Source organism: Cellvibrio sp. KY-GH-1, from assembly GCF_008806975.1.
Taxonomy (GTDB): Bacteria; Pseudomonadota; Gammaproteobacteria; order Pseudomonadales; family Cellvibrionaceae; genus Cellvibrio.
On the sequence record NZ_CP031728.1, the window covers coordinates 4,421,479 to 4,447,511 of the forward strand.

A 26,033-nucleotide genomic window follows, 5' to 3' on the forward strand; every position below is an offset into this window, starting at 1 on the left:
TCCCCCCTAGCCCCCCTTTTTCAAAGGGGGGATTAGAAAATCGCTAGATCTAAACTTTATCCTCTTGGTGAGCCACGCACAAAAAATAGAGTGCTTGGTTGTTAACTCCCCCTTTGAAAAAGGGGGCTGGGGGGATTTGTGTTAAGTCCCGCTCTTTGAAAAAGAGCCAGGGGTGTTGTGTTCAGTTCCCCCTTTAAAAAAAGGGGGCTAGGGGGATTTAAACATGTCTGAAATAAAACGTTATGGTGTTGAAGGTGGTAAGGGAACCGGTGGGCAGCATTTGCCCTTTGCGCGTGCTGCCGGTGCGGATGGCTGGTTATTTGTTTCCGGTCAGGTACCTATGGTTAACGGCGAAATCATCGATGGCGGTATTGTCGCGCAATCTCATCAAACCATCAAAAATGTCCTCGCCATTTTAGCCGAAGCCGGCTACGGCCCTGAACACGTAGTGCGCTGCGGTGTATGGCTGGATGACCCGCGCGATTTTATGTCATTCAATCGCGTATTTATGGAATATTTTGGCGCAAACCCACCAGCGCGCGCCTGTGTAGTATCCAGCATGGTGGTGGATTGCAAAGTTGAAGTAGATTGCGTGGCCTATAAAAAACCTTAATCACAAAACACTAACATTAATAATTAAAAAATGATTCGCTATTTGTTACTCCTTATCAGCATGATTTTTTCTGTTTGCGCCAACGCGCAGGCAGAGCCTTTGTCATTAATGCCATGGCCGCAATTGGTAGTGCAACAACAAGGGCAATTGATGTTGGGTAATATATGGCGGGTTGCCATTGACGCTCCTGAACAGGGTGAAATCAAAACGGCGTTAAAGCGTGTGATTGCGCGCGTGCAACAACAAACCGGGCAAAAAATTACACTGAAACTGGTGGCGGAAAAAAAAGCCAATTTTATAATCACCAGCAAAAATTCAGGGCTGATTTCCAATTACATTAAAGATTGGGATGAGTCCTATCAATTAAATAGCTCTGCCCAGGCTGTGACTTTATCGGCAAATCACTCCCTCGGAATTCTACGCGGTCTGGAAACCCTGTTGCAGTTAATCGGCAATCAACAACAAAATATTCAATTGCCGCTGGTAAGCATAAAAGATCATCCGCGTTTTAAATGGCGTGGATTGTTGTTGGATACTTCGCGTCATTTCTTTTCGGTCAATACCATTAAGCGCCAAATCGATGCCATGGCGGCGGCTAAATACAATATTTTCCATTGGCATTTAACGGATGATCAGGGCTGGCGCTTTGAATCAAAAAAATATCCCAAGTTGCATAAGCTTGCATCGGATGGCGATTTTTATACTCGCGCGCAAATTCGCGAGGTGGTTCGCTATGCGCGCGCGCGCGGTATCCAGGTATTGCCGGAAATTGATGTGCCCGGTCATGCCAGTGCCATTGCAGTGGCTTACCCGGAACTGATGTCGGCGCCGGGTCCTTATGCCATGGAATACCGCTGGGGTGTGCTTAAGCCGTTATTAAATCCAGCCAATGAAAAAGTCTATGAGTTTGTTGATGCTCTGGTTGCCGAAGTGGCGGAATTATTTCCGTTTGAGTATTTGCATATTGGTGGCGACGAAGTAGACCCGGAACATTGGAATGCGAACATGCAAATCCAGTCATTTATGCAGGAGCAAGGCATAAAAGACGCGCGTGCGCTACAAGCCTACTTTAATCAGCGGGTGCAAAAAATATTGCAACTGCACCAGCGCAAAATGATTGGTTGGGATGAAATCCAGCATAAAAATTTGCCTAACGACATTGTTATTCACTCTTGGCGCGGGCCAGATGGTGTGAGCGATGCGGTGAGCCACGGTTTTCAAGCAATTTTATCGACCGGTTATTATTTGGATCAACCGCAATATGCGTCTTATCACTACCGCAATGATCCTATTCCGCCAAAACCGGTAGCGATTGCACTTGCGCCTCAAGATGCGTTAGCAAGTTGGCGTTTTGAAATGCCGCGCAAACGGGGGAAGCCGGTCACAGGAATATTTAGTGTAATCGGTAAAGGTGATGCTGCCCGTGTAGTGGTAGATTTCACTGGCAAGTCACGTCGCGAAGCAAAATTACAGAGTTACGATAATAAATCTGCTCGTTTTTCATTGGATACCTGGATGGGTCCAGTAGCTTTCAATGTCCAATTTGTTGCGCAAAAACTGCAAGGTATCATGCTGGTGGGCAATGCGCCTTATGCGATTAGTGGTGAGCAAATTGTAGATAACGTTTCTTTACAAAGCGAACGAAAAAATGCACAAAAAATTAAACAAAAAGAAAAAAATAAATCTGCACAAAAAGAGTTGCCTATTAGCGAACAAGTGGCTCATTTGAGTGCACAACAAGAGCAACTTATCTTGGGTGGCGAAGCGGCACTTTGGGCTGAAATCGTCGACGAACACAGTATTGACTTGCGATTGTGGCCGCGTGCATTTGTTGTGGGTGAACGGCTCTGGTCGGCCCAAAGTTTGCAAGATGAATCCCGTATGTATTACCGCTTGAATTTTGTAGCGCAATGGGCAGAGAAGTCGGTCGCGTTGCAGCACAAACTCCAACAGCAAATGGCGTTGAAGCGTTTGTTAGGGGAACAGGCAGGTGCAACTGAAATACAAGCTTTGGAAACTTTTATGCAATTGTTGGAACCGGCGCATTACTATCATCGCCACCATGAAAAGTCAGTCTATGAAAGTTATTCGAAAGCTGACCCGCTTAACCGTTTGGTTGATGCCTTACCCGTAGAAAATGAAGGTCTACAGCAGTTTAATCAGCGGTTGGAACAGTGGTTAATCAATCCTGCTGCCAATGCACAAGGCGATGAATTGAAAACCCAATTACTGGTCTGGGCGGAGAACCGCCGTGTGCTGGAATCCTTGCTGGTAAAGCACCCGCAATGGCGTTCGTTGGCAGACAATGCAGATCGTCTGGTTACGGCGACTATTTTGCTGCTGGATAAGCGTGCGCACAGCAGCAAGTTGCCAGATGATGAGCGTGAAAAAATTGAAAATTTGCTGCACCAGCTGCGACAAATGGACCAGGAAATAATAATAGCCCTGATTGGTTCGCTGGAAAAAATTCTGTATTCGTTTACATAAAACCTGACCGTGGAAATATTGGTCGGGTTTTTTGTAAATTCTATTGACAACGTTGTCCATGTGGCGCACAGTTAAACTGCCAAAGGCTTGAAATTGATCAAGCAGTAGTTGTTGTTACTTGCTCCCAGGATAGAAAAATAATTAGAACATTGTTCTTAATGGGTAGGTTGCTATGACAGAGGTAGCACTGGCTAACAAACACATTTTGGCGCTGATCATCAGCGGCGTTTTGGCGGCGATTGCGGTTGCTTTTCTGTTAGTGCGCAATCGCAATTTGAGTCGAGCATTGCAGAATACAAGGTCTGCAATCCAAATGAATTCGGTAGCACATTTGATTCAGGAGGTGCCTAATCCTTCAGATGTGCAGCAAAAGGAACTGGTTGAAAAGTTGGTGGTGTTTATGGAGCAGAACAAGCCTTATCTGGAATCCCATATCACGGTTGAACGTCTGGCTAACAAATTAAATGTTTCGCCCAAATTGTTATCCAGCACTATTAACAGCCAGCTTCATGTGAATTTTTTTGAGTTGATAGGTAATTACCGGGTGGCGGAAGCCAAAAAGCGGTTGGCCGATGAAGAGCTGCGCCAAAAATCTATCAGCGAAATTATGAAAAGCTGCGGCTTTAATAGTAAGTCGGTATTTAATCAGGCCTTTAAAAAATCTGTTGGTGTTACGCCCAGCCATTATCGCCAACAGCATTTGCACTAAAGCCGCTGCACGCTCCGTGTGACTAACGGTTTGATGGAAATGCAGGTTAATTCGATTTTAGTTGTTAATGATGTAAATGGAGTGTCCACAGAATTACGTATAACGCGGTTTGTTATAAGTGATCAGAGATTTAATACGAGAGAAAAAACCAAGGGGTTAGATATGTTTACAAGTAAAAACAAAATGACAGACATGTCGGGTAAGCGATTTAAAAAATCCTTGCTGGCTGTTTCGATCATGGCATTCACCATGCCAGCATTTGCACAAGACAGCAAAAAAGCCGATGAAAATCTGGAAGAAGTTGTTGTTACCGGTATGAAAAGCAGTATCGATTCTGCACAAGAATTGAAGCGTAATGCGGATACCGTAAAAGATGTAATTACTGCAACCGACATAGGTGCATTACCGGATAAATCGGTTACTGAAGCATTACAACGTGTTCCTGGTGTAACCATCGAGCGCTTTGCTTCTTCTGATGACCCCAAGCACTATGCGGATGAAGGTACTGGCGTGTTGGTGCGCGGCCTTGACCGCGTGCGCTCGGAAATTAACGGCCGCGATGCGTTCAGTGCTAACCCCTGGGGTGGCTTGAGCTACGAAGATTTCCCGGCAGAATTGTTGGGTGCAGTGGAGGTTGTTAAAAACCAAACTGCTGACCTGATCTCTGGTGGTATCGCCGGTACTGTTAACCTGGTAACTCGCAAGCCATTTGATTCAGATGAACAGTTACTTTCTTTCAGCGCTAAAGCCAACTACGGCGATTTCCGCGAAGAAGTGACACCATCTTTCTCTGCACTTTTTGCGGATAGTTGGGAAACCAGTGCTGGTAAGTTCGGCTTCCTGGTGGCAGGTTCTCAATCAGAATATAAATCTCGTGGTGACGGTGTGGGTGTAGGTAACTTCCACAGCCGTGGCCCGGTTGATACCTTCTCTTATGATGTCTGGGGTACTCCTGCTCCGGGTGTTGTTAAGGACAGTTATTCGCATCCTTGTATGCCAGAGGCAACCGATTGGCGCGCCTGTACCCCGGCACAACTTGCTGATGGTGCTAAGAAGTTCACCGCAGACGATGCTGCAGCTTACGTTCCGAAATATGAAGGTACTGCGATTACTGGTCAGCCTGATGGTGTGACTTACTACACTCCGGCACAGATCCACCTGAGCACCGCGGAAAATGACCGCGAGCGCACCGGTTTTACTACCTCGCTGCAATGGGCTAACGCGGATGAGACGGTGACTGCGACCTTGGAGCATATTAATTCCAAAGCGTCTTTGGAATGGCAGGAGCACCGTGTTGGTCAAGCGGCCCAGGGTTTTAAAGGCTTTATGGCTAGCTCACACGACTGGCTGGATAAGTCTGCTGATGGTTACCCTCGCACCTTTGATTCAAATGGCTTCCTGACTTCAGGTGTTGGTGTAGGCATTAGCGGTGATGTGCCGCTGTTGTACATCACCCGTTGGAACTACAACGAAAATACCGTTGAAGATACCTCTTTCAATGTAACGCTGACTCCCAATGATCGTTTGAAAGTTGAGCTTGATTTCCAGCACATAGAATCTGAAAAACTGGTGCATAACTACAGCATGTCTGGCCAGACTCGTGGCGGTTCTGCTGCGGTAGGTAAATTGTTGCCTTACTATCTGGATTTGACTGGCAGTCGCCCTGCAATCGAATTCCTGAGCGATACCGATTTTACTGGCTGGATTGATCAAGCGGCTTTCCAACCGGAAGTATTTATCGGTTCAGGTATGCAACAGGAAGAGCTTAACAATGCCGATTCCGACAGCTTTAAAGTTGATGTGGAATATGCGTTGGACGGCGTAATTACAGCGGTTAAAGGTGGTGTGTATTACACCGATAAAACTCTGACTGTGCGCGATACCGAATACGCCGGCTGGTCTCCCATTTCTACTCCCTGGGTAAACGAGCAACGCGTTGCTTCGGCTGCAGCGAATCGCCCGGATTTGTATGACCGTCTTGATTTCTCGGATTACTACAATGGCGACGTTCTGAGTGGCGGCGTGCAGAGCTTTATGTTCCCCTCACTTGAGTTGGTAAAAAATTATCCGCAATCGCTGCGTGATGGTTGTGCCGATGGCTGGTCAACAGTGGGTGATAGCGCGGGTAACGCCGCAGATGGTAGCGGTGGTTGTGCGATTCCTTACGAAGATATGGAAGGTCGCACAAGTCACTTTGCTGATCACGACGTAAGTGAATCCAACGAAAAACGCACAGAAGCTTATCTGCGCGGTGACTTCGAATTTGCAGACCTGTCGACTCCTATCAAAGGTAACTTCGGCCTGCGCTACGTGAACTATCAACTGGAATCTTCCGGCTTTGTGGTACTACCTCCAGAGACCAGTCGTGGCGGCGCGCAAACCGCTGGATTCCTGCAGTCCCAATACCCAAGTATTTATGCGTTGGCTAATGGCGAATCCATGCCAAGCACGGTTGACGGCACTGACTACGACACAGTGTTGCCAAGCTTGAACGTGACCTTCGGTGTGACCGATGATGTTATTGTGCGCTTTGGTGCATCGCAAGGTTTGTTCTACCCAAGCTTGACCGACACTCGCAATCGCGTGATCGTTGGTTTGACTGTGGATCCAAAACTGCAAGACGAATCCAAACCACAAAGCGATACCACTAACCCGGTTATTGGCATTGACAGCGTTGCTCTTGATGCATCAGCCAGCAACCCGTACCTGCAACCGGAAGAATCGGTTAACCTGGATTTGACTACCGAATGGTACTTTGCGAAGGCTGGCTCTGTAAGCGTTGGTCTGTTCCACAAAAAACTGGATAACATAATTCGCAACAAACAGTTTGATTTGGACATTACCCAAGGTGGTGCGGCGCATACCCTCTCTGCTTATGGTCCAGCGAATACCGGTTCGGGCACCATTCGCGGTGTAGAATTTTCTTACTCACAGTTCTACGACATGCTGCCAGGTGCCTGGAGTGGTTTAGGTTTGCAGTTTAACTTCACCTATATTGACCAAAATGGATTGGAAGATCCTAATGGTGCGTTACCGCCAAGCACTCGCTTTAACTCTGCTGGTGAGCCAGTGGTGGACGAGCGCAACACCTTCCGTGTATTCAGCGGTTTGCCACTGCAAGGTTACTCTGACGAGAACCTGAACCTGGTTGGTATGTACGAATACAACGACATTTCGTTCCGTCTGGCTTATACCTGGCGTTCTGAATACTTGTTGACCTTGCGTGAATCTGAGGACTTCTCTCCGGTTTATGCCAAGGCCGCCGGTATGCTGGATTCCAGCTTGTATTACAGCATCAATGAGAATTGGCAAGTTGGTATCGAAGGCAGCAACCTGCTGAACACAGAGACCAAAACCGAGTATCAAATGAACCAGGCGGGGGTAAGAACTGACGCGTTGAACTTCACTACTGACCGTCGTTATGCGCTGAGCGTTCGTGCGAAATTCTAATTAGCCGTTTCTATTTAGAAACAGTTAACTAGAGACTGTATAAAAAAGCGCGCAGCCTTGTTCTGCGCGCTTTTTTTATGCTACATAAATACTGACACAAATCGGTAGATAAACATTCGTTAGAGTAGTATTCAAGAGCCAGCCAATTAGGCACTGACTATGCAAAAGAACACCCTGAATTCCATCTGTATTGTTGGTGGCGGCACGGCGGGCTGGATGGCAGCAAGTCTATTGTCGTCGGCGTTACAAGGTAGCCGAATAAACATTACCGTAATTGAATCGCCGGATATCGCCACTATTGGCGTGGGTGAATCTACCGTTCCATCAATCATGGATTTTCTGCGTGTTTGTCAAATCAACCTGAAAGAGTTTGTGGAAGCAACCTCGGCAACCTTCAAGCTGGGAATTCGCTTTGACGATTGGTTAAAACCCGGCGAACAATTTTTTCATCCGTTTGGTACAGTTGGTCAAAGTATCCACGGTTTTGAGTTCTATCAAGCCTGGTTAAAAACCTGTGCTGATGGCAATCGCACCCGTTGGGTCGATCACTCACCCTGCGCAGTCATGGCCGAAAACCGCCGTTTTATGTTGCGTCCGCCGCAACATCAGAACTGGGTGTTGCGTAGCTATGCACATGCCCTGCATCTGGATGCAATTTTAGCGGCGCGTTATTTACGTGATTTATCGCTGGCGCGCGGTGTAGAAAGAATCGAAGCAACTGTCATGAATGTTGTCGTTGACGAGCGACAGTTTATTAGCGCTCTGGAATTAACAGGCGGCGATACAATTACCAGCGATTTCTTTATTGATTGCACTGGCTTTAAAGGCATCTTGATTGAAGAGGCGTTAAAGGTCGGTTACGAGGATTGGACCGATTATTTACCTTGCAATCGCGCAATTGCGGTACAAACGACCAATACCGGTGAACCTTCACCTTTCACGCAAGCTAAGGCGCGTGATGCAGGTTGGACCTGGAAAATTCCGTTGCAGCATCGCACCGGCAATGGTTATGTGTATTCCAGTCGATATTGTTCTGATGACAAAGCGATTGATACCCTGTTAGGCGCGGTAGACGGCGAATTGCTCAGCGACCCGCGCGTGATTCCATTTACGACCGGGCGCCGAAAAAAAATATGGCACAATAACTGTTTGGCGCTAGGGCTTGCATCCGGATTTTTGGAACCCTTGGAGTCGACTGCGATTCATTTGGTGTATAAAACACTAGTTCATTTTATCCGATATTTTCCTGATTTGGATTTTGAGTCTCACACCGAGCAGGCATTTAATCAGAAAATAAATGCCGACTATCAAGAAATTCGAGATTTTATTATTTTGCATTACTGCACAACCCAGCGTGACGACACTGACTTCTGGCGCTGGTGCCAGAGCATGCCTGTCCCTGATTCGTTGCAGGAAAAAATTCGCTTGTTCCGCGAGCGCGGGCAAATAGATCATTTACCAGGAGAATTTTTTACCAGCGACAGTTGGTGTTCGATTTTAGAGGGGATGAGTGTGCGTCCGAAAAAATACCATCCGTTAATGGATGCATTTGATAGCAAGATGTTAGCAAGAACCTTGCAGGAAACCGCACAAAATGTTTACCAGACGGTAATGCAAATGCCGAATCACTATGACTATATTCAGCAACACTGCCCTGCTAAAAAGTAGCGCCACTAATAAAATGATGCAACTGTGGATGTTGCTTTGGTGAGTAACACAATATGACGGCGTATAAACCTATTCCAGAATACCGCGAACTTGGCGCGCAGCAATTTTTTGCAGAAATAGCGCCTGCTCAGCAGCCTATCGTCATTCGAAACTTTGTCCAGTATTGGCCCGTCGTTGCAGCGGCAAAAAAGTCACCGCAGGATTTTGCAGCTTACCTGCTGCGCTTTTACACCGGTAAAAAAGCCAGGATTTTCGTTGCACCTCCGGCGGCTAACAAACGTTTTTATTACAACAATGATATGACCGATGTGAATTATCTGCGCGGGGAAGAGCGTGTGGATTTATTTTTAGGTCGTTTACTGGAGTTGATGGATCGGGACGTCTACCCGGCTATCTCCATTCAAAATTCTTCACCGGCGGACATATTGCCGGGATTGATTGCCGAAAATAAGTCCGATTTTTTCCCCGATGAAGAGCCCCACCTTTGGGTTGGCAATGAGGGCATTGTCAGCGCTCACTACGACGGTGCAGACAATATTGCATGTGTTGTGGCAGGGCGTCGGCGCTTTGTGCTATTCGCCCCGGATCAAGTCGGTAATTTATACCCCGGTTCGCTAAATTTTACGCCTGCCGGCGCGCCCACCAGTATGGTCAATTTGAACGAGCCGGATTTCGAGCGCTATCCACTGTTCCAAATCGCATTGGACAATGCCTATTCGGTAGAACTCGATCCTGGCGACGCCATTTTTATTCCCATGCTTTGGTGGCACCATGTGGAATCACTGGAAAAAGTAAATGCGTTGATGAATTTCTGGTGGAATGGCTCCGCTGCGAAAAATGCAATCCCACCCAGCCCCATTGATAGTTTAAATATCGCACTGCTTGCCATGCGCGATTTAACACCAAAACAGCGCAATGCCTGGCGGTGCCTTTTTGATCACTACTTATTCAAACAGGGTGTTGATCCTGCTGCTTATATTCCCGAGCATCAACAACATTTACTAGGAAAAGTCTCGCTGGACTATGTGCGTGCTATCAAAGACTATTTTATTGAAAAATTAAAGAAGTAAGCAGGCAGTCTAATCGCCCAATAGTGAATTAATGAATATGAATAGCGAACAGCAAAAGCCAAAAAAAATCCTTATTGTCGGCGGCGGGACTGCAGGCTGGATGGCGGCAAATTTAATGGCTTCCCGCTGGCGGGATATTGAAGTTAGTCTGTTGGAATCGGCGGATATTGGTATTATTGGTGTGGGCGAAGGTTCAACACCGCATTTGAAATTCTTTTTTGATACGGTGGGACTCGCTGAATCTGAATGGATGCCGCGTTGCAATGCGACCTATAAGAATGGAATTTCTTTTGCAGGCTGGTCTGCGATTCCCGGGTATGAATCTTATTTTCATCCTTTTCCGGCGCAGACTGATGACATGCTCACCGTTCCTCATTTTTTTAGCAGCATCAATGCGCGTATGCAGGGGCATGATGCAGTCGCACATCCAGACCACTATTTTTTAGAAACCTATCTCACCCGAGAAAATTTAGGCCCGATACCGAATGAAACTTTTCCATTTGGTGTCGCCTATGGATACCACTTCGATGCAACTCTGTTGGGGCAGTTTCTTGCAGAGACTGGCGTGAGTCGCGGGGTAAAAAGAATTATCGGTACTGTAACTGAGGTTGTGCTCGGACCCTATGGCGCGATCGCGTCGCTTCGTCTGGATGATGGGAGTTTTATCGATTCCGATGTATTTATCGATTGCTCGGGTTTTAAATCCCTACTAATGCAAGGGGCATTGAAGGCCAGTTACAAAAGTTTCAGCGATAATTTGTTTAACAACGCGGCCGTAGTGATGCCCAGTGAAATTTCTGCTGTTATTCCTCCTGAGACAAAATCAACCGCACTATCAAATGGTTGGGCATGGAAAATTCCGTTAACCAACCGGTTCGGAAATGGCTATGTTTATAGCGCAGACTACCTGACACCGGATCAGGCCGAGACAGAATTACGGCGACATTTGGGGCTGCTCGACAGCGATGTGGACGCCAGACATTTGCAAATGAAAGTTGGGCGCGTAGAAAAACACTGGGAGCAAAATTGTCTGGCAGTCGGTTTATCGCAAGGCTTTATAGAGCCCTTGGAGGCTACGGCGCTCGCACTTTCGCTGGAAACGATTACGCGCTTTATGAGTTTTTATGAGCGTGGTGAATTTACCAATGAATTTGCAGATGCTTTTAATAAAGAGATTAATGCAAAGTTTGATGGCGTTAGAGATTACATTGTTTGTCATTACAAAGTGAATCAGCGGCGCGATACTGATTATTGGCGAAACAATGCTGCTAACATGCATCTCTCAGATAGCCTTAGTAAAATTTTACATTTCTGGTGGAACAGTAAAGATTTTGCAAAAGACATGTATATGAATAATCTGACAGGGAGTTATCAGCCAAAATCCTGGGCTTGCTTATTGGCGGGCTATGGCGTTTTTCCTGCATTGAGCCAGAATTCAATGAACGATCAATACGCGTCAACGCAAAACATGGCGCAGTTGGCGGATTTTATTCGTCGATGTGGTCTGAATTTCAAATCACACAACGAGCAACTGAATATTCGCTAGCGTATGTAAAGATAAATTAAGGAAATTTTTAGCAATGGTTCGACCTTTAACTGGCAAGTTCGACTTTTGTAGTATCCAAAAAACGTTATTGCTCTCGTGATTTCCACAGTGATACTTTACCTCGACCATATGATTTGATGCTTGGGGAATGAAATGCTGTTTTGGCAGGGTAACACAACAAAAATCCAGAGCTACTTTCTGGCAATTAATGGTGTGTTGTTCATAGGCTTTATCGCCATTTTGTTCTTTAGCGATGCCGCTATTTACTAACATGAATTTTATAGTCTTCCCGTGACTTGCCAGAACTTGTTCTGGCTTTTTTTTGCCCGTTGAAAAGTGCCGGTGAGCGTTAATTCGCGTATGGCTTCCCATTTTTCCCTTTATTTAAAATGGGAATAGAAGTTTGAACCTAATGTTCCTTGCTGTTTCGGTGAAAATTTGCGGATCAATCAACATCAATAATCCCACTTGGCGATTTAATTGTGGGACTGATAATAGAAATGGTACGAGTTTTAGCAATAAATTGCCTTGTGATATGGCGGGTGTTAGCGTGGATTTGCGTCGTTGTGAGGTAATCAATGGCAAATAACAACACCTTGAGGCAAACGATCATGACTTTTTCCAAAAATATTGCGCGCAAATTATTTCGTGCAAGCACCGCGTGCTTATTCATTACCAGTTCGCTGCTCGCCTGTGCGCAGACCACCAAAGTGGTTGGCTATATTCCATCCTACAAAAATATGCCGGCGGTTATTGATCGCACAGATTTAACCAAACTGACCCATTTGAATTTATCGTTTCTGAATCCCAATGCCAGTGGCCTGGTGTTAAGTGGCGGCAACCCTGTGTGTATGGAGGGCGCTAGCGCTAACGATCTGCATTATGTCGTCAATAAAGCACATCAGGCCGGCGTCAAAGTGTTGGTGTCCATTGCTGGTGGTGTTTTGCCGGCGTGTTCGGGCAATTGGCAAACCTTATTGCAACCGGCCAATCGCGCCACAGTGGTGAATAATTTATTGCAGTTTGTTAACACATTTAATTTAGATGGGTTGGATGTGGATATTGAAGGCGTGGTGTTAACCAACATTGATAACGCTGGCAATTACACTCCGTTTATTCAGGCGCTACGTAATGGCTTGCCAGCAGGAAAATTATTGACCTCGGCAACGGCGTCTTATGTTGGCGGTATGGTTCCCGCCTCATCACTGCAATATTTTGATTTTGTAAACATCATGTCCTATGACGCGATTGGTCCGGGCTGGGGGCAGGCTGGTGCAGAGCATTCACCTTATTCCATGGCAGTATCGGATATTAATATTTGGAAAGCGCGCGGACTGACCAAACAAAAATTGGTCTTGGGTGTGCCATTTTACGGTTATGGATTTAATGGTTATGCCGCTGCTTATGATTACAATTCAATCGTCAATCAATTCGGCGCAAGCGCTGCGCAAACAGATGTGATTGGTACACGCTGCGCCGGTTGCAGTTACATTACGTACAACGGTATTCCCACTATTCGTAGTAAAACCCAACTCGCGTTGCAAGAAGGGGCGGGAGTGATGATCTGGGAGTTGTCGCAAGATGTGGCGGGAGCTAATAGTTTGCTCGCGGCCATTCACAGCCAAATAGGCGGAGGCAACTCCAGCAGCTCATCAACTGCGAGTGGCTGCCCGGCCTGGGTAAGCGGCAAACAATATTATGCGGGCAATAAAGTCAGTTATCAGGGCGGTTATTACATCGCTGAATACGACAACCCCGGCTACATTCCTACGGTGAGCACGTATTTCTGGGAGCCCATTAGTGCGAGCGCTTGCGGTGGTACTTCCTCCTCCAGTTCTTCAACTGCTGTATTTACCAAATTAATTCAAGCTGAAGCCTACACCTCTATGAGCGGCGTGCAACTTGAAACTACTACCGATACTGGCGGTGGGCAAAATGTAGGTTGGATTGATGCGAATGACTGGATGGCCCACGCCAACGTTAATTTCCCCAGCAGTGGCACCTACCGCGTGGAATATCGTGTAGCTAGCCCGAGTGGAGCGAGCCTGTCGCTGGATTTAAATGCCGGTTCTATCCAGTTGGGGCAAGTCACTATTCCGGCAACTGGCGGTTGGCAAAATTGGACCACTGTTTCCCATACGGTCACTATCAATGCCGGCACCTATAGTGTGGGGATTTTTGCCGCGCAGGGTGGCTGGAATATCAATTGGTTGCGATTCACTAAATTGTAATTTTACTGCTCGCTAGCCTTCAGTTTTCCTCCCCGACTTGCGGATCTACTATAGATCCGCTTTTTTATTCCTACCTATAGTTTCTATTCGTACCTATCCTTTTGATTCGCACCTGGTTTTTTATACGCGTACCTATATTTTTTACGCGTACCTATATTTTTTTAAGTTTATCTATGCACTTTTTGAGTAATTATTCGTTAATTCGGTGAATGCTGATTTAATCGAGCATCTAAAAGGACGTAGACTGCGTAACTAACGTTTGATACAGCACGTTTTTTAAATCGAGGAATTGACTGTGAAACTGAACCGCTTATTAGGCTTGGTGATGACTATGGTGACCACATCGGCATTTGCTTGCCCCGAATACTTGCAAGGGGAATACCGCAAATTGCACTCTAAAGATTCGGTCAATATTTGCGAGTTGATGGAAAACAAAACGGTGTTGGTGGTTAATACGGCAAGTCACTGCGGGTTTACCTCCCAATTCAAAGAACTCGAAGCCCTGCATAAAAAGTACAAGGATAAGGGGTTGGTGGTGGTCGGTTTTGCCAGCGATGACTTTAAGCAGGAGGATGATGACGAGGAAAAGGCAGCGGAGATCTGCTATCTGAATTACGGCGTAACCTTCACCATGTTGGCACCAACCCATGTGACCGGTGAGCAAGCCAACCCGGTGTTCAAAGCCTTGGCCAAACAAGCGAAAGAACCCAAGTGGAACTTCAATAAATATCTGGTCGGTAAGGATGGCAAGCTGGTCGAGTATTTCGGCAGTATGACCAAACCGGATTCGCCCAAGTTGGCCGCCGCGATAGAAGCCCAGCTCTAATACGTTTGCCATTAAGATCCGAAAAACAACCGGCGTTATAGGCCGGTTTTTTTTCGCCTGTTTCAGCGGCAGTATTGCCCAAACCAATGAAAACGGTATCTTTTTTTGGGGTTTTTATCAGCTGATAAGCATTGCCTCTTGCCCGTCACCCATCTGCGCATAAATGGTTTTTATACAACATCCTTCTTATTTTTAGCGATAAACCGCCATTAATCGTACAAATTGGCATAAAAATAGCTTTTTTTGGCAATTTAGACTGACTTTTAAGCCTGATTTAGAAAAACCACATCTATGTTGGCAATCACAAAATTTTCTTGAAACCGATTACATTTTGATTCATTATCCTTGTCGCGTAATCCGTTACATAAATATTACTTAATTTGACAGGTCCGAACTTGCGACGCTGCGCCGGAGACGAGATACAACGCTTGGGCATTCCCGCCTGGGCGGCTTAAAACAATAAAAGCGATACCACTGGCTGCGCCTGATGACGTCAGTGCCTTTTATTCCTCTGCCTCCAATTTCTGCTGCACCCCGCACCTGGGTCTGATCTAAAAAATTTATAAAAGATAACAAAACGAGGAAGCTCAAGATGATCAAAACCAGAGGTATCACTACCCGCAAAAAGGCGTTGGTGTTGGCCATAGGCTGCGCGCTTGCTGGCGTCCAGGCTTATGCCCAAGATCAAACCACCAACCCCGAAACAGACGAGGCAATCGAAGAGGTACTGGTAAAAGGTGTACGCGCCTCCCAGGCTAAAGCGATTGATATCAAACGTGAATCTACCACCGTAGTGGATTCAATCGTGGCCGAAGATATCGGCAAACTGCCAGACACCACCATCACCGACTCGCTGCAGCGGGTTACCGGTGTGCAAATTACACGTGAGGCCAATGAAGGTACCAGTTTGAACGTGCGTGGTATGCCGCAGGTGCTGACGACGTTAAACGGCGAACAATTTCTTAGCCCATGGACAATTACCGGAGTGGGAGCCAATTATTCGGATGTTCCAGCGGGATTGATCTCCGGGGCAGATGTGTATAAATCTCAATCCGCGAATTTATTGGCTGGTGGTATTTCTGGTCTTGTGGATTTAAAAACCTTGAGCCCTTTGACGTTGAAGGAATGGATGGTGCGTGCGCGCATTGAAGGTTCAATCGGCGATATGTCTGATAAAGAAACTAATAAGGATGGCTCTACCAGTACGCGCAATCCTGATCACAATGTCAGTATTTTCGTTGGCAATAATTTTGATGATGTGTTTGCGTTTACTCTTTCCGGATTTAATTCAACGACCTATAACGCCAATTATTCCATGTGGGAAAATGCGCGTTTGGCGTTCCTTGATCGTCGCGGTGGAACTCCGCGCGACCCGCTGGATTTTGATGGTGACGGCGATACTGTTGGTGATTGGTATTTAACCCCGGAATCTTTCAGTGCAAAAAGCAATTATATGGATCGCGAACGTGAAGGCGGTGCATTTACGTTTGAATCCAATGTCGCAGAAGGTTTTACCCTGCGCGGCGATGTGTTCTATACCAGCATGGCGCAATATGATCGCGGCGTCAGTGTAGGATTTAATGCATCTACCAATCCTAATTATTACGAAGTTAATGGCGTTCGCGCTCCTCGCCCTGGAACCAATGACACCATCATTGGCTATGACGAGCAGTTGTACAATGTATTGCTGCCAGAAAGTGAGTTTGGCGATAGCGTCGATTTTAGCTATGTCGATAAAAATGGTGTGACGCAAAATAGAAGTTTACATGCATTGAAAGTTGCACGCGTTGATGCGGCAGATTTCCAAACAAGTTCTACCAACGAAAGTAATCGTACTGGCGCACTTAACACCAACTTGCAATTGAAATACACCAATGGTGATAACTTTGATGCAAGTGTGCGTTACATTTATGCGGAAGCAGAAAAACATTATCGAAAAGCAACTTTCCAGCAGGGAACTCCTGCGTGGTTGTGGGTCGATGAAGATGGTACTCCGGGGAAAGATCCGCTCAATATTTATAACATCACTGTTGATTACTCGCGCGATATTCCTTCCTTTGCATTTGACGATGATCTTTCCAACGCAAATTTGCTGAAGCAATACCAGGGCTTTGCGGACGGCAGTGACACTAATGCAACGTTAAACGTTGCACGCGTCGATGCCAAATATTCTTTCAATGACAATTTCTGGGAATCAGTTGAGGGCGGGTTGCGCTGGGGTGAACGTCAGGCCGATTACACAAAGTTTTATTACGTCACACCGACTGCGCGCTACTCCAACTGGGATGATCCTCGTGTTCCGGTAGACAAGCGTTACAAGTTGCGAACGGGCAATCAGATTTGGCAAAAATATCCAGAGTGGCGCAAGTTTGAATTTGCTGAAGAGCCAACCGCATTGTTGGAAAACGGTTTGGTCGATAATGGTTTCTCAGCTGCTAACACTACGGTATTTACCGATTTCGGTCCCATTAAAGGTTTTGAAAATGGTGTTTCTTCTCTGGATCCTTCCGAGTGGGACAATCCGCTGGCATTCCTTAATAAATTGTACCCGGGCACTAAAACAGCCAATGACCCTGGCTACACCTATGATGTAACTGAAGAAACCACAACAGCATTTGCACAAGTCAATTTCAACAGCGAGGAAGGCATTGCAGGAATTCCTTTTAAAGGAAATTTTGGTGCCCAGTTTGTTCGGACTGATCGCACAGTTATTCGCGCTGTAGTACCCGATGTTTTGGATAAATACAATTCCATCGGTTATGACGACTGGCAAAAAATTGCTTTTGTTGCTGAAACAGAAACTATCGAACACTCCTTTAATGATGTGTTGCCCTCACTCAACTTGAACTTCTTCCCACATGATGATGTGGTGGTTCGTGTTGGTGCCTCAAAAACCACTTCACGTAATGATTTGAATAATGTGGGCTCGAGTTTGGTGCTCTGGTATCAGCAGTGCGACAAGTTGGATGAAAATGGCAATCCCATTCAGATTCCTGTTGGCGGCGGTCAAACTCGCAATGAATCAGTGAGTTGTGTGGGTGGCGGTAATGACGATGGCAATCCTTATATCAAGCCCTGGTATGCCAACGTCTATAACACTTCTACTGAGTGGTATTTTGATGACAATGCCATGCTTGCAGCAGGTTTGTTTTTGATTGAAGTAGAAACTTCTACTGAACAAACCCAGGAGATGCGTTCATTTACCGATGGCGATGGTATTGATCGCGGTCGCACAGCCAACATCTACACCACCAGAAACGTGGGTGCTTCTGATCTGTACGGATTTGAAATGGGTTATAAGCAGCCATTTTCTTTCCTGCCCGGTGAAATCCTGAGCTCTACCGGTGTGGAGTTCAACTACACCTATTCACGTAGTAAATCCAACAACATTGATATTGAAGGCAATGCATTGCCATTACCTTCCAATTCAGAACATCAATCCAACTTGATCCTTTGGTATGACCGCGATGGCTTGAACTTGCGCTTGGCGTACAACTGGCGCAGTGAGGAATATTTGGGGCGCGTTGGTTTGAATACCAATGCTGCAGAACTCAATCTGGGTAACTGGTTGGAAGCAACTGGCTATCTGGACTTTTCCGCTAACTATTGGGTTAACGACCACCTTGAATTCAGTTTTAACGGGGCCAACCTGACAGGCCAGAACCGTCGAAGCTACGCACAGATGACGGATCAATTCCAGTCGCTGTGGGTACAGGAGCGTCGTTATACCTTGGGTATGACTGTAAAACTTTAATGAGTGCCGCTGCAAAAAATAAATCGAAAGCGCAGTTAAACACGGCAACCTTTTAATACAGTTTGGAGTTTTATTATGAAATTTAAATTTAGTTACATGGCGCTCTTTATGAGTAGCTTGCTGTTGCAGGCATGCGGTGGCGGTGGTTTGGCGGGCGATGAAAAAGACAGTACCGATCCATTAATTCCTGAGCCGGTTGTTGATGATGGTTCTGATCGTCCGCGTCCATCGGAATCAACCCCTTTTATTAAGGCAGATGGCTGGTTATTGAAGGATGTTGCGGGGCAATCAATATTTTTGCGCGGCGCCAATATTTTATTTGGCGATAAACCTCTGGATCGAATCAAAAATATTACTCCGGTAGCAGAAATTGGTTCAAACGTTGTGCGTCTGCAAGTGAAGAAAACGACACGTAAAGAAGAGCTGGAAGGTGCGCTTGTCGATATCGTCAGCAAAAATATGGTGGCGTTGGTTAGCCTGGTTGATGATTCGCTGACTTGTAAAGATGATGCGGACGAATTGGATAAAGTGGTTACTGATTTGTGGTTGGGTTCATGGTTGGAAGTTATTGCACAAGACCGTTTTCAACCGCATCTTATGATTAACGTGGCTAATCAATGGGGCCCCAAAAGCGTTTTCACAGAAAATACTGTTGGTTATGGTGATTATCTGGAGGCGCATAAGCTGGTAATTCGCGAGTTCCGTAAAGCGGGTTTGAAAGTGCCCCTGGTTATCGATGCCGCTGGTTGCGGTCAGGATTATTATTCATTTACTGCCGGACGTGCGCGTGAACTCAAAGCAGCCGATACACAGGGAAACCTGGTGCTATCGGTTCACGGGTTTGGTGAAACCTGGAGCAGTAACGACAAGGTTCGTACAGCCCTGACCAGTTTGGCAAAAACCAATATGCCGATCGTGATGAGTGGTTTTGGCGGCTCTGCTGTTGCTGCGCAAAATGAAGTGGATCACTTGGGTATCATGCGAAAAGGTTATGGTGATGGTGGTTTGGGGTTCGCTATTCCCTGGCAATCAGCAGAAGATAAAGCTGCCTATTCAATGACACTGGATGAACCATTATTTCTACGTGGAGCCAGTATTCGCACGGATGTATTTGTACCCAAGTCTTACGTAGATAACGGTAAGCTAGGTATTGTCATGTATTTAAAAGATGCTAATGGACGCTACGCGAATACCGGATGGAATCAGGCCAGCAGCATGAATTTTGATGCCTGGAATAAACTGAACTTTAAATTGACCAGTGTGGATTATTTAAAAGGCATTGGCGCTTATGTAGAAGACGGTTTTGATTTAACAGCGGTACAAAAGATTGGTTTTGAAATTGTCGCCAATGGAAAACCGGCAGATGTCAGTGGTAATTTAATTTTTGACAACCTCACGGTATTCCCTGGTATTCCACCAGTTTATATCGCTAATTTTGATACCACTAACGAAGAGTGGGAAACCCATTGGGGACCATTCACTAGCGCTGCTGCCGATGGAAAATTAACAATTCTACCGACGGGTGGGGGTGACGGCGCCGTAGACCTGCAAGGTTGGAAAGCGCCAAGTTTGTACTCGATTCCACTGGGCACAGAATTGGAAGTGGTTTTGCGCGTATTTGTTCCAGCTTCCTATGCAAATGAAACTAACGCCTGGATGAAAATATTTGGCCAGTTTGGTCCCGCGTGGGAATTTTGGCGGGATGTCCCTGCACAGAGTTTTGCGGGACTCACTGCAGGTGCCTGGAATACGGTGAAATTTAATGTCGACTTCAGTGATGTAAGCCCATCGCAAGCATTTGGTATTCAATTGGGTGGTTTTAGTGGTGCGAAATCTGAACCGCTTTTGGTTGATTTTGTTGAAATTAATGATCCGAATAAAACCAATACCAAAATTGTAAATGCCTTGCAATTAGGCTCCAGTTTTAATGATGGAAGCGCCGATAACTATTCGGTTTATTGGGACAAGATGGCGAATATGGCGATTGTTAATGGAGTGATGGAAATTACCAATACCAATACTAGTGGTACAGCGGACGTCGCTATTGGGAAAGCAGATATCGCCAACAAATCACTTAACTTTGAAGGCCCGGTCACTGTCAAAATGAAAGTGTTTGTACCTGAAAGTTTTGCCGGGACAGATTTTTACTTCCAAACATTGATACAAGATTCCGACTGGTCTCCGGATTTTACTGTGCAATGGAAGATCGATAAATTTACCCCCGGCGACTGGACTGAATTCACCTACACCGTAGATTCTTTCCCTGATGGATTTAATAGAAAAGGTATTATGAATAATTTTGTCATCATGTTTGGCGGCAACGTTAATGGCACTATCAAAGTTGACGATGTCGAGATATACGGCAACGTTGAAGTTGAAGACTCCCAACCCATCCTTACTGTTGGTTTTGAATCCCAAGCTGAAGCCGATGTGTTTAAATTTGACTATGCCAGTGGCGGATTAAGTGAAGGTGTATTGGCAGGCGCGAATGCCAAAGCTTGGGTTAATAGCACATTACCGTTCGGCTGGATTGCCAATAGCTGGATTGGTGATGGCGGTTACGATATGTCGACATCGGAAAGTGCTGTGACCCTAACGCCAAGAGGAGAAGAAATTGCGAATGGGGAGTTTGGAATAAAAATGACAAGTTTGCCGGCTAGCTTTGTTAAGCCTTAATAGATAAAAAACGGCTCCTAAGTGGAGCCGTTTTTTTAAACTAAATGAAGGGGGTGAACAGTATTTTTAGGTCGTTTTAAATATTCAACGAAAAATACTTGGCTTCAAACTTCATCCCTTTTGCAAGGTAAAACCGGTGCGCGGCTTCGCGTTGTACACCGGATACCAAACGCACTTGATCGCACTTTAATTCGCGCGCGTAATTGCAGATCCAATCAAATAATTTGCCGCCGTAACCCTGTGAGCGATCGTCCGCATTGGTAATCAGGTCATCAATTTCCAAATATTTTCCCGCGTATAACCATTCTGCAGTGCGAATACCGGCAACGGCTTTAATGGCATCCTTATCGCGCAGATAAACTAACTGATATCCGTGATTGGTTTGCATGCGTGCAACCAATGCGAGAAATTGCTCCCGGTCAAGGTGTGGGCGCAGCTGAGCTATGATTGGATAGCAGGCATTAACCTCATTGGGTGTGGTAGCAAACTCGATGTACATATCCGTAATTCCTTTAACTATCAACACTCGGTCACTAACAACTATTCCATCTCCAACATAAAGGTAACTGGCCCGTCATTGAGCAAGCTGACCTGCATGTCGGCAGCGAAGATTCCCGTAGCGACCTTGTTATGTTTGGTGCGTAATTGCGTCACAAAATAATCGTAGAGTGCTTGCGCTTGCGCAGGTGGTGCAGCGGAGGAGAAGCTGGGGCGTGTGCCTTTTTTTGTGTCGGCGGCCAGGGTGAATTGTGAAACCACCAAAACTCCACCATCGATTTGTTGCACATTGCAATTCATCTTGTTGTCCGCATCGGAAAAAATACGATAGCTGAGTAATTTATCAATTAATTTATTCACGGTTTCTTCAGTATCGGCTTTTTGAATACCAAGCAAGAGCAGTATGCCCTGCTGAATTTCTCCGACAATTTTATTATCGACAGTGACTGATGCATGTTTAACGCGTTGAATAAGGCCGAGCATTCGGAATCCTGTTTAATGGGGCTATGAAGCCACGGGTTGAACCGTTTTGCGGTATTCGCTCGGTGTCATGCCGGCTTTTTTCTTGAACAGCGTATTAAAGGTCGCTTTGCTGTTAAAGCCTACATCCAGCATTATATCGAGCATGGTTTTGTCGGCATGGGCACTGTCGGCCAGCATCCGTTTGGCTTCTTCCACGCGATAGGAATTAATAAACTCAAAGAAATTACAATCGAAATGGCGGTTGATAATATTGGATAGCAAACGCGGTTGCATTTTGAGTTGCCCGGCCAGTTTCTCCAGGGTCAACGCCGGTGTCAGGTAGGGCTTTTCCTTCTCCATATATTTGCGGATTTGCTCGATCATTTCCGGTTTGATTTTATCTTTTTGCAGCTCCGGTTCTTGCTCATCTTTTACTGGCTCCGGCTCGCTGGCGGGTTTTTGCTCCAAGCCTTCGAACACGCTGGAATGGCCCAGGCCAAAAAATATCAGCACGCTAACCAGTAGGAAGGTGGTGTAGTTGCCCAGTAGGCCCATGGTTTCAAAATCAGTCGTGATACCAAAGCTGATGGACAGGATAATCATGGCCGCCACCAATACTGCCCAGAAACGAATTACCAGAAAACCGATCACCAGAATCCGCAGCCAGGTTAAATCGATTTTGTCGATGTCAGAAAAATTGGTGCGAATATGTTGGGTATACCGTTTAATTTCAATCAGGCAGATAACTCCCAGCGCCACGCGAAAAGCCTCGCGGAACAGAGTGACGTAATTCATTACCTCAGGCGCGAGTGCGAGATCATATTGTTCCTGGATTGTTTTTTTATCGCTTACATCGAGACTGTAATAAAACAACAGTTGATAACCGACATAGAGGATAAACGGCAGCAAATACATGAGATCGGTTAATTTCAAACGATACTCTTTATAAATCAGCGAGCGTGTGTACCACAGCAATAGCGGTCCTTCCAACCAATAGCCAAAACCGAATACGTAAAATAAATTGGGAGACCAATCAATGGCAATATGACGAAACTCCGCGCCAAAACTGATCAGGATGTCGAGCGGAATGGCTGCCTGCTGTAATAGGAAAAATGCGAGAAACACATTGCGACTATAGTGTTCGCGTTTGATAGTCAGAAGTAGGAGCGCAAATAAAATACACTGATAGGCTGTCATTAACAGCACTACATCGTGAGTATTAAAAATGACCTCATACATGGGATCGCTCCTCTAGGGCTGTACAACATTATTAGAGTTCTAATTCAGCCAGATGCGTTGCTATTGTTGTTATGGTGCATCACTTTCGGATTCACTGGCCCGGATAAAAGGGAGTTCCGGGCGCTATAGTATTGGGATCATATCATCGAACTAAAAAAGCCAGAAATAGCCCGCCCAAAATAAAACGGAGCCTGCAGGCCCCGTTTTATTTGAAATTTATAGTTTGGTATATCATTTGGGCAATCAGGCTAATTGGTCACCGGTTTTAAGCAGCTGCTTGGCGAGGTCGTCGGTTGCGCGAATCAGCGCATCAACAATACCGGGTTCGCGCGATGCGTGGCCGGCTTCACGGATAATCAGTAGCTCCGACCCTGGCCAGGCTTTGTGCAAGGCATAGGCATTGTCGAGCGGACAAATAACATCATAGCGACCGTGCACAATCACCCCGGGAATACCTGCCAGCTTGTGCGCATCGCGCAGGATCTGGTTGGTCTCCAGGAATGCATCATTCACAAAATAATGGGCTTCAATACGTGCAAGTGATAGCGCGCGATGGGGTTCAGTAAAGGAATCCACCACATCCTGACAGGGCTTGAGAGTGGCGGTGCGCCCCTCCCAGCCAGCCCAGGTTTTCGCGGCTGACATTTGCATGATCTGGTTTTCACCGGTGAGCTGGCGGTAGTAGGCTTGCATCATATCGCTGCGTTCATCCACAGGAATTTGGGCGATGAAATCGTCCCAGTAATCCGGGAACAGACGGCTCGCGCCCTCCTGGTAGAACCACAACAAATCTTCGCGGCGGCAGAGGAAAATACCGCGCAGAATCAACCCCAATATACGTTCGGGATAGGCTTGTGCATAAACCAGGCTTAGCGTCGAACCCCAGGAGCCGCCAAACAATACCCACTTGTCTATTCCGAGGGTGGTGCGAATAACTTCAATGTCCTCAACCAGTTTTTGGGTGGTATTACCCTGAAGTTCTGCGTGTGGGCGAGAGCGTCCGGCTCCGCGTTGATCGAACAGGATAATGCGATAAACCTCGGGATCAAAAAAGCGGCGATCGTATTTTCCACAACCGGCACCCGGGCCACCATGCACAAATAAGACGGGAATTCCGTCGGGGTTGCCTGACTCATCAACGTACAATTCATGGGGTGGTTCTACGGCAATTTGGTGACGCTGGTAGGGCTTTATCTCGGGATAAAAAATCTGCATAAACTCGCCTTGTTCGGGTCAATCGCATAGAGGGTGCGGGTATAACGTCCACTAAAGGTAGCACAGGGGCTGCTTTAAGCGCGTTATTTTCGCAGGGAAAAGCAGTGAGATGCCACAAATTCTGGCGCCACGGCGATTTATTGTTCAATCGTGACCCGGTTTTTCTGCGGTACTTTCAGTCTTGCTGCCATAAACTGTCAGTAACCTCGATTAGCATGCCCAAAACCCCTGGCCCCGGAGCTTATATGCATCGTGCGGAACGTCTTTTTCAGCTGACCACTTTATTGCGCAACCGCCGCACAGTGCTGACTGCAAAGCAGTTGAGCGACCATTTGCGAGTGTCTGAGCGCACTATTTACCGCGACATTCAATCCCTGAGCCTGTCCGGCGTTCCCATCGAGGGCGAGGCGGGGGTCGGGTATCGTTTGTCCCATCGCTACCAACTGCCGCCCTTGATGTTTGATCGCGAAGAAGTAGAGGCATTGTTGTTGGGCGCGCGCATGGTTAGTAGCTGGGGCGATACAGATATGGCAATCCACGCCAATCAGGCGATCCAGAAAATTCTCGCGGTATTGCCTGACCATCTGCGCCACAGCGATGAAACCTTGCCGTTGTTGGTGCCCAATATGGAAGAGGTGCAGAAATATTACACCGCCCACAGCCAGCCTATGCGCGAAGCCATTCGCCTGCATCGCTGTGTCATTATCGATTATGTGCGCGCCGATGAAGAGCACAGTTCGCGCACCATAGAACCTCTCGGGTTAATTTTCTGGGGTAAGGTTTGGACGCTGGTTGCCTGGTGCCAGCTGCGCAACGACTATCGCACCTTTCGCCTGGACCGTATTCAATCCACCGTAATAACCGATAACAGTTTTGCGACGGGCGATCAAAAAAGTCTCAAGCATTTTCTAAACCTGATGAAAGAACGCTGCGAACAAGAACCGGAGCAAATCCAAACCGATCTCACTTAACCTTGAAGGAAAATTGGGTATGTCACAACAACAAAAATGCCGCTGCAGCTGGTGCGGCGATGATCCCTTGTATTGCGAATATCACGATCAAGAATGGGGCGTGCCGCTGCATGATGAGCGCAAGCTGTTTGAATTTCTTATTCTGGAAGGGGCGCAAGCTGGCTTGTCGTGGATTACCGTATTGCGCAAACGGGAAAATTATCGCGCCGCCTTTGATGATTTTGATCCCGCAAAAATTGCTCGCTACACTCCCGCCAGGGTTGAAAAGCTGATGCAAAATGAAGGAATTATTCGCAATCGATTAAAAATAGAAAGCGCGATAAAAAATGCTCAGGCGTTGCTCGCCATGAAGAAAAATGGCGAAAGCTTTAGCGACTTTGTGTGGAGCTTTGTTAATCACAAGCCTGTCCAGAATAAGTTGCAAGGTATGCAGGATGCTGTCGCCAGTACCCCCGAATCCGATGCCATGAGCAAAGCGTTAAAGAAAAAGGGCTTTAACTTTGTGGGCACTACGATTTGCTACGCCTTTATGCAGGCTTGTGGCATGGTCAACGACCACATTGCCGGCTGTTACCGATACAAGGAGTGTGCAACGCTGGCCAAAAAACTCTGATACTG

At 46.5% G+C, this 26,033-nt stretch carries 17 protein-coding genes; 13 read left to right on the top strand and 4 right to left on the bottom strand.

Translation table 11 applies throughout. From position 1 onward, the window contains the following. Positions 1-223: 223 nt before the first annotated feature. From D0C16_RS18620 to D0C16_RS18670, 11 genes are all read left to right on the top strand, one after another. Complete coding sequence (locus tag D0C16_RS18620) at positions 224-613, top strand: RidA family protein (protein WP_151033750.1); 390 nt, start codon at positions 224-226, stop codon at positions 611-613. Between the two features lie 30 nt (positions 614-643). After that, positions 644-3,100, top strand: a complete 2,457-nt coding sequence (locus tag D0C16_RS18625) for a family 20 glycosylhydrolase (protein WP_151033751.1) — start codon at positions 644-646, stop codon at positions 3,098-3,100. Positions 3,101-3,272: 172 nt separating this feature from the next. Next, positions 3,273-3,809, top strand: coding sequence for an AraC family transcriptional regulator (locus tag D0C16_RS18630; protein ID WP_151033752.1), 537 nt, complete (start codon positions 3,273-3,275; stop codon positions 3,807-3,809). A gap of 162 nt (positions 3,810-3,971) precedes the next feature. After that, the gene (locus tag D0C16_RS18635; protein ID WP_191968546.1) at positions 3,972-7,259 is read left to right on the top strand and encodes a TonB-dependent receptor; all 3,288 of its coding nucleotides are present in this window, start codon (positions 3,972-3,974) and stop codon (positions 7,257-7,259) included. 159 nt (positions 7,260-7,418) lie between these two features. Next, a complete protein-coding gene (locus D0C16_RS18640; RefSeq protein ID WP_151033753.1) occupies positions 7,419-8,927 on the top strand; it encodes a tryptophan halogenase family protein in 1,509 nt (502 codons plus the stop codon). A gap of 53 nt (positions 8,928-8,980) precedes the next feature. Beyond that, complete coding sequence (locus tag D0C16_RS18645) at positions 8,981-9,997, top strand: cupin-like domain-containing protein (protein ID WP_151033754.1); 1,017 nt, start codon at positions 8,981-8,983, stop codon at positions 9,995-9,997. A 31-nt stretch (positions 9,998-10,028) separates the two neighbouring features. After that, positions 10,029-11,543, top strand: coding sequence for a tryptophan halogenase family protein (locus D0C16_RS18650; RefSeq protein ID WP_225318755.1), 1,515 nt, complete (start codon positions 10,029-10,031; stop codon positions 11,541-11,543). A gap of 611 nt (positions 11,544-12,154) precedes the next feature. Beyond that, positions 12,155-13,774 (top strand): glycosyl hydrolase family 18 protein, encoded by a 1,620-nt coding sequence (locus D0C16_RS18655; protein ID WP_191968547.1) that lies wholly within the window; start codon positions 12,155-12,157, stop codon positions 13,772-13,774. A gap of 295 nt (positions 13,775-14,069) precedes the next feature. Further along, entirely contained in the window at positions 14,070-14,600 is a 531-nt protein-coding gene (locus D0C16_RS18660) for a glutathione peroxidase (protein ID WP_370458190.1), read from the top strand. Positions 14,601-15,192: 592 nt separating this feature from the next. Then, a complete protein-coding gene (locus D0C16_RS18665) occupies positions 15,193-18,354 on the top strand; it encodes a TonB-dependent receptor (protein WP_151033756.1) in 3,162 nt (1,053 codons plus the stop codon). 75 nt (positions 18,355-18,429) lie between these two features. After that, positions 18,430-21,030 carry a hypothetical protein gene (locus D0C16_RS18670; protein ID WP_151033757.1) on the top strand — a complete coding sequence of 867 codons (2,601 nt, stop codon included), beginning with the start codon at positions 18,430-18,432 and terminating at the stop codon, positions 21,028-21,030. Positions 21,031-21,106: 76 nt separating this feature from the next. Here the strand turns inward: D0C16_RS18670 and D0C16_RS18675 are convergent, their stop codons facing one another. The 4 genes from D0C16_RS18675 to pip form a co-directional block, all read right to left on the bottom strand. After that, positions 21,107-21,529, bottom strand: a complete 423-nt coding sequence (locus tag D0C16_RS18675; protein ID WP_151033758.1) for a GNAT family N-acetyltransferase — start codon at positions 21,527-21,529, stop codon at positions 21,107-21,109. Positions 21,530-21,570: 41 nt separating this feature from the next. Next, on the bottom strand, positions 21,571-22,011 hold the full coding sequence (dtd, locus tag D0C16_RS18680; RefSeq protein WP_151033759.1) for a D-aminoacyl-tRNA deacylase: 441 nt from the start codon (positions 22,009-22,011) through the stop codon (positions 21,571-21,573). A gap of 21 nt (positions 22,012-22,032) precedes the next feature. Further along, positions 22,033-23,229, bottom strand: a complete 1,197-nt coding sequence (locus D0C16_RS18685) for an AraC family transcriptional regulator (RefSeq protein WP_151033760.1) — start codon at positions 23,227-23,229, stop codon at positions 22,033-22,035. A 243-nt stretch (positions 23,230-23,472) separates the two neighbouring features. Further along, a complete protein-coding gene (gene pip, locus D0C16_RS18690; protein WP_151033761.1) occupies positions 23,473-24,444 on the bottom strand; it encodes a prolyl aminopeptidase in 972 nt (323 codons plus the stop codon). A gap of 245 nt (positions 24,445-24,689) precedes the next feature. Here pip and D0C16_RS18695 point away from each other — a divergent pair, with 245 nt between their 5' ends. Further along, complete coding sequence (locus D0C16_RS18695; protein ID WP_151033762.1) at positions 24,690-25,415, top strand: YafY family protein; 726 nt, start codon at positions 24,690-24,692, stop codon at positions 25,413-25,415. A gap of 19 nt (positions 25,416-25,434) precedes the next feature. Next, the gene (locus D0C16_RS18700) at positions 25,435-26,028 is read left to right on the top strand and encodes a DNA-3-methyladenine glycosylase I (RefSeq protein WP_151033763.1); all 594 of its coding nucleotides are present in this window, start codon (positions 25,435-25,437) and stop codon (positions 26,026-26,028) included. The last annotated feature ends 5 nt before the right edge of the window (positions 26,029-26,033 follow it).

Bases quoted from the DNA above. Each gene is read 5' to 3' on its own strand.
- pip (WP_151033761.1), bottom strand. From the start codon at position 24,444: ATGCAGATTTTTTATCCCGAGATAAAGCCCTACCAGCGTCACCAAATT.
- D0C16_RS18645 (WP_151033754.1), top strand. From the start codon at position 8,981: ATGACGGCGTATAAACCTATTCCAGAATACCGCGAACTTGGCGCGCAG.
- D0C16_RS18650 (WP_225318755.1), top strand. From the start codon at position 10,029: ATGAATATGAATAGCGAACAGCAAAAGCCAAAAAAAATCCTTATTGTC.
- D0C16_RS18695 (WP_151033762.1), top strand. From the start codon at position 24,690: ATGCATCGTGCGGAACGTCTTTTTCAGCTGACCACTTTATTGCGCAAC.
- dtd (WP_151033759.1), bottom strand. From the start codon at position 22,011: ATGCTCGGCCTTATTCAACGCGTTAAACATGCATCAGTCACTGTCGAT.
- D0C16_RS18700 (WP_151033763.1), top strand. From the start codon at position 25,435: ATGTCACAACAACAAAAATGCCGCTGCAGCTGGTGCGGCGATGATCCC.
- D0C16_RS18685 (WP_151033760.1), bottom strand. From the start codon at position 23,229: ATGTATGAGGTCATTTTTAATACTCACGATGTAGTGCTGTTAATGACA.
- D0C16_RS18670 (WP_151033757.1), top strand. From the start codon at position 18,430: ATGAAATTTAAATTTAGTTACATGGCGCTCTTTATGAGTAGCTTGCTG.
- D0C16_RS18665 (WP_151033756.1), top strand. From the start codon at position 15,193: ATGATCAAAACCAGAGGTATCACTACCCGCAAAAAGGCGTTGGTGTTG.
- D0C16_RS18640 (WP_151033753.1), top strand. From the start codon at position 7,419: ATGCAAAAGAACACCCTGAATTCCATCTGTATTGTTGGTGGCGGCACG.
- D0C16_RS18675 (WP_151033758.1), bottom strand. From the start codon at position 21,529: ATGTACATCGAGTTTGCTACCACACCCAATGAGGTTAATGCCTGCTAT.
- D0C16_RS18635 (WP_191968546.1), top strand. From the start codon at position 3,972: ATGTTTACAAGTAAAAACAAAATGACAGACATGTCGGGTAAGCGATTT.
- D0C16_RS18630 (WP_151033752.1), top strand. From the start codon at position 3,273: ATGACAGAGGTAGCACTGGCTAACAAACACATTTTGGCGCTGATCATC.
- D0C16_RS18625 (WP_151033751.1), top strand. From the start codon at position 644: ATGATTCGCTATTTGTTACTCCTTATCAGCATGATTTTTTCTGTTTGC.
- D0C16_RS18620 (WP_151033750.1), top strand. From the start codon at position 224: ATGTCTGAAATAAAACGTTATGGTGTTGAAGGTGGTAAGGGAACCGGT.
- D0C16_RS18655 (WP_191968547.1), top strand. From the start codon at position 12,155: ATGACTTTTTCCAAAAATATTGCGCGCAAATTATTTCGTGCAAGCACC.